The following is a 7,746-nucleotide window of genomic DNA, read 5'->3' on the forward strand; positions in this document are numbered from 1 at the left end:
GTCACCTGCCCCGGCATCACCGTCAGGCTCACGTCATCGACGACACGACGGCCGCCGAAGTCTTTGACGATATGGCTGATCTCAAGGCGGGGGGCTGGCATAGGGGGCGGGATCCCTGACGAAAACTATTGGGTATAGCGCACCTAACAACAGTTTTGCTGCGGGGCAAGGTCCACGCCCTGCCCCGGTCGTTCTTTTGAAGGTCTTAGATCGTTGCGTTGATCGCGCCGCCGTCCAGCACGATGTTCTGGCCCACGATAAAGCCCGCGTGATTGGAACAAAGGAAAGCACACATCGCGCCGAATTCTTCCGCGGTGCCATAGCGACGGGCGGGAATCGTCGCCTCACGCTGGGCTTTGGCGGCCGCGATATCTATGCCTTGCGCCGTGGCAACACCGGTATCAAGGCTAACCGCGCGATCCGTGGCGTGAATACCGGGCAGCATATTGTTGATGTTGACGCCGAACTGCGCCACCTGACGCGCGGTGCCGGCGGCATAGCCGGTCAAACCCGCACGGGCAGAGTTTGACAGCCCCAGCTGCGGGATCGGCGCCTTCACAGAACCGGAGGTGATGTTCACGACGCGGCCCCAGCCCTTGTCGATCATCCCCGGCATCAGCGCCTTCATCAGCGCGATCGGGGCCAGCATGTTGGCATCAAGGGCTGCAATAAAATCGTCACGATCCCAATCAGACCACATGCCCGGAGGCGGGCCACCGGCGTTATTGACCAGAATATCAACACCTTCAGCCTCTTTGAGCAATGCGTCACGGCCTTCCTGCGTGGACACATCTGCAGCCACGGTCACAACATCGACGCCATACTTGCTGCGGATATCTGCCGCTGCAGCCTCAAGTGCCTCAGCACCGCGTGCGTTCATGACAAGATTGACGCCTGCCTCAGCCAAAGCTTCGGCGCATCCACGCCCCAAACCCTTTGATGATGCACATACCAGCGCACGCTTGCCTTTGATCCCAAGATCCATCGTGTCGTTCCCTTCTTCATTGATTGTGGACGATCTAGCACTGCCGCCCCACTTCGGCAAATGAAACGCGCAACGCGGCGTTCATGCTTGGCCTGAGGCCAAAGCCAGTGTAACTCCAGTCGCCATGAGCCAGCGCCCCATTACTGTCGATATCTATCCTGCGACCAAAGTGATCGCCAGCGATGGCGTGACCAAGGGCGAGACACTGTCGTTTGCCGATGAACTGGTGATGGATGATGTCTACCGGATTGACGCCGATGCAGGACTGACACCGCTTGAACTGATTGCAGATGACAAGGGGCTGCACCGGGCCGACACACAAGGCAATCTTGTGCATCTGGACTGCTGCCTGACGCTTATGGCCCCTGACGGGGACACGCATGAAGCCCTTGTTCTGGTCGAGGTCGAAGACGACAATGTCGCAGATATTTTCCTGCTACCACTGGGTGAACTGCAACCTGCTGTCGATTATCGCCTTGTGGGTTTGGAACGTCACACAGCCACCCGCCGCTTTGCCGAAGCCGCCAGCGGGTCTTTTGCCCGTGGCACGCGCATCACCATGAGCGACGGCCAGATGCGCCCGATCGAAACGCTGAGCATCGGAGATATGGTGCTGACCCGCGACGCAGGCAAGCAACCGATCCGTCATATCGGGCAGGCCACAATGCGTGCCTCGGGCAATTTTGCACCGGTCGTGATCACCAAGGGTGCATTGCATAACGAGGCCGATCTGGTGGTGCGCCCTGACCACCGTCTGTTCATATACCAGCGCGAAGACCAGCTTGGCGCCGGACGCCCCGAAGTTCTGATCAAGGCGCGGCATCTGGTGGATCACAAAACAGTGTTGCGGCGGCGTGGCGGTTTCGTGGATTACTTCCAGCTGATTTTTGATGACCATCACATCATCTACGCCGAAGGGATTGCGGCGGAATCGCATCTGATCAGTGCGCAAACGCGCCACGGACTGCCCGCCGGCGTATCCTCACCCGATCATGCACACCGGCCGCATCTGGATTATGAAGTGCAAAACAGCCTTATTCCTGCACAAAAAGCGGTGTCTTTGCTGCGCAAGGCATCTACGCGATAGACCCACGGGCCCCGTCACCGGCTATTTTCTTCAAGTACGATCACGATTGTTCCGTCTCGTGTCGTTCCGTTCTGATCGACCTGCGCTTCCAGATCACTGCCCGCAAAGGCGGATGCAGGATTGCCCAGCAAAACCCCCGTGATCACCCCCGCAAACCCCAGTGTTTGCCCCCCGCCACTCAGCGCGCCCGCATAGCCCAGCGGCATATCCTGCCCGACAGCGTTGCTTTGCAGATCAATCGTTCCGGTATAATCCGCGATATCGGCGTCAGAACTGCCCCCGAAAACACTGCTGACCGCCCCTTGGGCCGCACTGGTGTCAAAATCAATCTGCAAATCCGCATCGCCGAACAGGATGATCGGCTGGCTTCCCGTCTCGACCCGCATCGTTGCAAAACCGGTCAGGGACATGGTGCCGGTTGTGGGGATGTTTTCGTCAGCCGTCTCTCCCATGCCCACAACGCCCGCCGCAGGGTCGCCCAACACCCGCAGGTTTTGTGCCTCGTAGATGTCCAGCCGTGCGAGGCGGGGATCAATCCCGCTACCGCCTCCACCACCTCCGCCGCAGGCAGCGAGGCCGGACAGCAGACAAATGGCACATGCATAGTGTTTCATTGCAGCCCCCTTGCGCGAGGCAATATCAATGAAAACCAAATCTTTGGTTAAGCACACTGTCCCGATTGCCCTTTCCAGCCCGAACGCATAAAGCGTGATGCATGACAAATCGCCCAGACCTTCCCCCTGAAATCGCCCGCCGCCGGACCTTTGCGATCATCTCGCACCCCGACGCGGGCAAGACTACGCTGACCGAAAAGTTCCTCCTTTATGGTGGCGCCATCCAGATGGCGGGACAGGTGCGCGCCAAAGGCGAAGCACGGCGCACGCGGTCGGACTTTATGCAGATGGAAAAGGACCGCGGCATCTCTGTGTCCGCTTCTGCGATGTCGTTCGACTTTGAAAAATACCGGTTCAACCTTGTTGACACACCCGGCCACTCGGATTTTTCCGAAGATACCTATCGGACACTGACCGCGGTCGATGCCGCCGTGATGGTGATCGACGGGGCCAAGGGTGTGGAAAGCCAGACCCGGAAACTCTTTGAAGTCTGCCGTTTGCGCGACCTTCCCATCTTGACATTTTGCAACAAAATGGACCGCGAAAGCCGCGATACATTCGACATTATTGACGAAATCCAAGAAAACCTTGCGATTGACGTCACACCGGCGTCTTGGCCCATTGGCGTGGGACGCGAATTCATCGGCTGCTATGATATTTTGCGCGACAAGCTGGAATTGATGGACCGCGCCGACCGCAACAAGGTTGCCGAAAGCATCCAGATTTCAGGTCTCGATGACCCCAAACTGGCTGAACATGTGCCCGCACATCTGCTGGAAAAATTCCTTGAAGAAATCGAAATGGCCAAGGCATTGCTGCCCAAGCTTGACCCGGAGGCGCTCTTGAACGGCTCTATGACGCCGATCTGGTTCGGCTCTGCCATGAACTCATTCGGGGTCAAGGAATTGATGGACGGTCTGGCGACCTACGGGCCAGAGCCGCAAATCCAATCGGCCCAGCCCCGCAATATCGCGCCCGAGGAAACGAAGGTCGCGGGTTTCGTATTCAAGGTGCAGGCCAACATGGACCCAAAGCACCGCGACCGCGTGGCCTTTGTGCGCCTTGCATCCGGGCATTTCGAACGCGGCATGAAACTGACCCATGTGCGCAGCAAAAAGCAGATGGCCATCACGAACCCCGTGCTGTTCCTTGCCGCTGACCGTGAACTGGCAGAAGAGGCATGGGCCGGTGATATCATCGGCATTCCCAACCACGGCCAGCTCCGCATCGGCGATACATTGACCGAAGGAGAAGCAATCCGCGTCTCGGGAATTCCGTCCTTTGCACCGGAACTTTTGCAGACCTGCCGCGCGGGCGATCCGATGAAGGCCAAGCACCTTGAAAAGGCCCTGATGCAATTCGCTGAAGAAGGGGCCGCCAAAGTGTTCAAACCAACCTTCGGGTCGGGCTTTATCGTGGGCGTTGTGGGGGCGCTGCAATTCGAGGTGCTGGCCAGCCGGATCGAGCTGGAATACGGCCTGCCGGTGCGCTTTGAGGCGTCACAATTCACCTCGGCCCGCTGGGTGGCGGGGCCGCAAGCGGCGGTTGATAAATTCGTGGCCGCCAACAAACAGCACATCGCGACGGACAATGACGGTGACACAGTGTATCTGACGCGGCTGCAATGGGACATCGACCGCGTCGGGCGGGATTACCCCGATATCAACCTAACCGCGACAAAAGAGATGATGGTTTAGGGATTAGCGTTTGAGCAACAGTGTCCAGACATTCCCCGGCGGTATCGGCAGCCTGATGCCCCAATACCAAAAGCGCCGTGCACTGCTGACCGGCGCCGACCTCCCGCCATTTGACGTTGATTTTGAAGCGCTCAAGGCCATGCCATTGCCCCCCCAAGTGATGCCCCGCCCAGAGGGGCTGAGCCGTGTCGAGAAAAAGCGCCACATGCTGCTGGGCGAACTGCAAGGCCATTGTGAACTGGCGCTGCTACATGGCCTGCTAGTGTCGCATCTGCGCAAACACACTTACCCCGAAGGCGCGGCCCCATTGTTCCGGCGGCTTTGGGGCGAGCAAGAGGCATGGTTGCTGGGCACCCTGCCCACCCGTTGGTTGATTTCTGCGCTCATCACTTTTGCAGAACACGGCGAGACCGAGGCAGACCGCAACCTTGCTGCGCGCATGAACATGTTGTTTTCGATGATGAAAATATATGAGGCCGAGCGCGCCTTTTCCGGCCATCCCCCACAAACGCCGTTTCGGACGCAAGATCGCAACAAATCCCCCCTGCCCATGGGGATGAGGGATTTTTCGGTCCTCAAAGGCGATCTGGAAGCCAATCTGCTTGCCCCCCTCTGGCGCGACGCCGAACATGCACCAACAATCGGAAAGCTGACACGACATTTGCTCGATATACTCAACAGTGATGATGGTACCGTCTTCCGCCGCTTTGCCTTGATGCGCGGAAAAGCCACGAAAGCCCGTTGAAGGCAGGCGGTTTCCGCGCTCAGCTTGACGGTAACAGGCATTTCCGCTATCGCATCTGCATGGCGCGTAAGTGCCTACGACGCGGGACGCTCGGAGAAATGCGTCCTTTCACAACATGCGGACCGAAACCGCATCCAAAGGACGTATATGACCAAGTTTTCTGATTTGAACCTTGCCCCCAAGGTTCTCAAAGCGATTGCCGAAACCGGCTATGACACCCCTACCCCTATTCAGGCCGGCGCGATTGCCCCCGCCCTCGAAGGCCGAGATGTTCTGGGGATTGCCCAGACCGGCACCGGCAAAACAGCCGCTTTTACACTGCCGATGATCACGCTTTTGGGCCGTGGCCGTGCGCGTGCACGGATGCCGCGCAGCCTTGTTCTGGCGCCAACGCGGGAACTCGCCGCGCAAGTGGCCGAGAATTTCGACGCCTACGCCAAATATACCAAACTGTCGCGCGCCCTGCTGATTGGCGGCACAAGCTTCAAGGATCAGGACGCCATCATCGACAAAGGCGTCGATGTGTTGATCGCCACCCCCGGCCGCCTGCTCGACCACCTCGAACGTGGCAAACTGATCCTGACTGACGTCAAGATCATGGTTGTGGATGAGGCGGACCGCATGCTCGATATGGGCTTCATCCCCGATATCGAGGAAATCTTCAAACGCACGCCGTTCACCCGCCAGACACTGTTTTTCAGCGCCACCATGGCCCCCGAGATCGAGCGGATCACCAACACCTTCCTGTCAAACCCTGCCAAGATTGAAGTCGCCCGTGCGGCGACCACGAACGTCAACATCAAGCAGGGTGTTGTCATGTTCAAAGGGTCTTCCAAGCCCAAAGAGCCTGCGGAAAAGCGTGATCTGCTACGCAAGCTGATTGATGCCGAAGGTGAGGCCTGCACCAACGCGATCATCTTCTGCAACCGCAAGTCGGACGTGGATATCGTGGCCAAATCGCTGAACAAACACGGCTATGAGGCCGCCCCGATCCACGGCGATCTGGACCAAAGCCACCGGACCAGGACACTTGATAAATTCCGCGACAATGATCTGCGCATCCTTGTGGCCTCTGATGTGGCCGCGCGTGGCTTGGATATTCCTGCGGTCACGCATGTTTTCAACTTCGACGTGCCCAGCCATGCTGAGGATTATGTCCACCGCATCGGGCGCACCGGTCGTGCGGGCCGCACGGGGACTGCGATCATGATCTGTTCGCCGCGCGACGAGAAGAACCTCGAAGATGTGGAGCGTCTGGTGAACCAGCCAATCCCGCGCCTTGACGCGCCCGGCGGCAAAGCAGCGCCGACACCCGCACAAGCCGAGGCCGTGGCCGTGGCCGAAACGACCGAAGAAAAGCCCAAGCGGACACGTAGCCGTCGCAAGCCGGAGCCAAAGGCAGAAACACCAAAGGCGCAAGAACCCAAGGTCGTTGAAGCCAAGGAAGAGGCCCCGGAACGCGCGCAAAAGCCACGCGAGGACCGTTCACGCGGCGGGCGTGGGCGCGGCAACGACCGGCGTGACACTGGCCCGAAAATCGTTGGCATGGGTGAGGATACGCCAGCGTTTATCGCGCTCAGCTTTGCCGAGCGGGCCAAGAACTAGCGCCCTTTGCCGACAGTCATGAAGCGGATGTTCCTTAAGCGGGAACATCCGTTTTTGTTTGGGCGACCTTAAGCAGGACAGGCAATCTGGATGCGGTTTTCAGACAGCAGCCGGTCACCGGCAGGTCTGATCGTCACCCCTTCGCGCTCATTTATGATCCGGTAACCCTGCGGACACAGCCGTGCTGCATAGTTGTTGCGCTGTTGGTCATAGGCCTCTGCCCCAAGCGGATCGGCATAGCGTGTCATGCTGAATTCATAGATATCATTTGCACCTTGGCGGCCGATCAGGTGACTGGACGGATCGGTCATCATGCAGCCGGACAGCATTGCGGCCGTTAAAATCAAAGGAATGGACTTTGGTGTCATTCTCACTCACCTCACAGGTTTTGCCCCATGAGGTGATGATGAACAAAGCATAGGGGCAAAACTATGACGTTGTCGTGTTGGCGCTGATGGGGTAATTTTATCTCATGCAAGCTTCCAGAGCGCAGGTCTGCGGTCTGTAGCCCCCACCTACCCCAGCCTTGACACAATCACCGTGACTTCGGTCTTTTTGCCAATTTCGCCCATATTTTCTCGGTAGTCTAATTGGATGTTCGTTTTTGCTTGCCAACGCCGAAGCAAACAGCTTATTTTTGGGACTACATGGGTAGACGACGCGATTATAGCGAGAGGTCTACCTTGGAAAACATCATACAACTAATAAGAGAAGCCGAACTAAATCTGTTCTTCATGAGCGGAACGGGGATTGGTTCGCTTCTACTCTGCGCAATTGCAATAACCGCCCTACTGCGGTTCCGAGGCATCCAAACAGACTGGAGCAAAATTGCAAAATCATTCCGTCGTTCGTAGGTCGGGGTACTGCCCGACCCTACCCCAGCCTTGACACAATCACTGTCACTTCAGGCTTTTTGCCGATCTCGCCTTGTGCCGACCGCCGCGCAATCGTCTTGAGCTCTTTTTCCAGCTTTACCTCGTCGCGCAATGTCTTGGCATCGGCGCGGTTCACAA

8 protein-coding genes are annotated in these 7,746 nt (G+C 57.9%); 4 read left to right on the forward strand and 4 right to left on the reverse strand.

The genetic code is table 11. The annotated features are described in order from the left end of the window. Positions 1-205 precede the first annotated feature (205 nt). Positions 206-985, reverse strand: a complete 780-nt coding sequence (locus VGP75_RS10890) for an SDR family oxidoreductase (RefSeq protein ID WP_327543687.1) — start codon at positions 983-985, stop codon at positions 206-208. 124 nt (positions 986-1,109) lie between these two features. Between VGP75_RS10890 and VGP75_RS10895 the strand changes: the two genes are divergently transcribed. Continuing rightward, positions 1,110-2,072, forward strand: coding sequence for a Hint domain-containing protein (locus VGP75_RS10895; RefSeq protein WP_327543688.1), 963 nt, complete (start codon positions 1,110-1,112; stop codon positions 2,070-2,072). Between the two features lie 14 nt (positions 2,073-2,086). On the opposite strand, the gene VGP75_RS10900 is transcribed toward VGP75_RS10895, so the two are convergent. Then, a complete protein-coding gene (locus VGP75_RS10900) occupies positions 2,087-2,686 on the reverse strand; it encodes a hypothetical protein (protein ID WP_327543689.1) in 600 nt (199 codons plus the stop codon). A 101-nt stretch (positions 2,687-2,787) separates the two neighbouring features. On the opposite strand from VGP75_RS10900, the gene VGP75_RS10905 reads away from it, so the two are divergent. From VGP75_RS10905 to VGP75_RS10915, 3 genes are all read left to right on the forward strand, one after another. Further along, complete coding sequence (locus VGP75_RS10905; RefSeq protein WP_327543690.1) at positions 2,788-4,383, forward strand: peptide chain release factor 3; 1,596 nt, start codon at positions 2,788-2,790, stop codon at positions 4,381-4,383. 10 nt (positions 4,384-4,393) lie between these two features. Further along, positions 4,394-5,128 carry a hypothetical protein gene (locus VGP75_RS10910; RefSeq protein ID WP_327543691.1) on the forward strand — a complete coding sequence of 245 codons (735 nt, stop codon included), beginning with the start codon at positions 4,394-4,396 and terminating at the stop codon, positions 5,126-5,128. A 147-nt stretch (positions 5,129-5,275) separates the two neighbouring features. Beyond that, on the forward strand, positions 5,276-6,733 hold the full coding sequence (locus tag VGP75_RS10915) for a DEAD/DEAH box helicase (protein WP_327543692.1): 1,458 nt from the start codon (positions 5,276-5,278) through the stop codon (positions 6,731-6,733). A gap of 68 nt (positions 6,734-6,801) precedes the next feature. Here the strand turns inward: VGP75_RS10915 and VGP75_RS10920 are convergent, their stop codons facing one another. Both VGP75_RS10920 and VGP75_RS20700 read right to left on the reverse strand, forming a co-directional pair. Continuing rightward, positions 6,802-7,101 (reverse strand): hypothetical protein, encoded by a 300-nt coding sequence (locus VGP75_RS10920; protein ID WP_327543693.1) that lies wholly within the window; start codon positions 7,099-7,101, stop codon positions 6,802-6,804. A 505-nt stretch (positions 7,102-7,606) separates the two neighbouring features. After that, the coding region (locus VGP75_RS20700) for a hypothetical protein (RefSeq protein ID WP_526025510.1) at positions 7,607-7,746 on the reverse strand (140 nt) is incomplete at its 5' end.

Source organism: Yoonia sp. (genome assembly GCF_036007805.1).
Taxonomy (GTDB): Bacteria; Pseudomonadota; Alphaproteobacteria; order Rhodobacterales; family Rhodobacteraceae; genus Yoonia.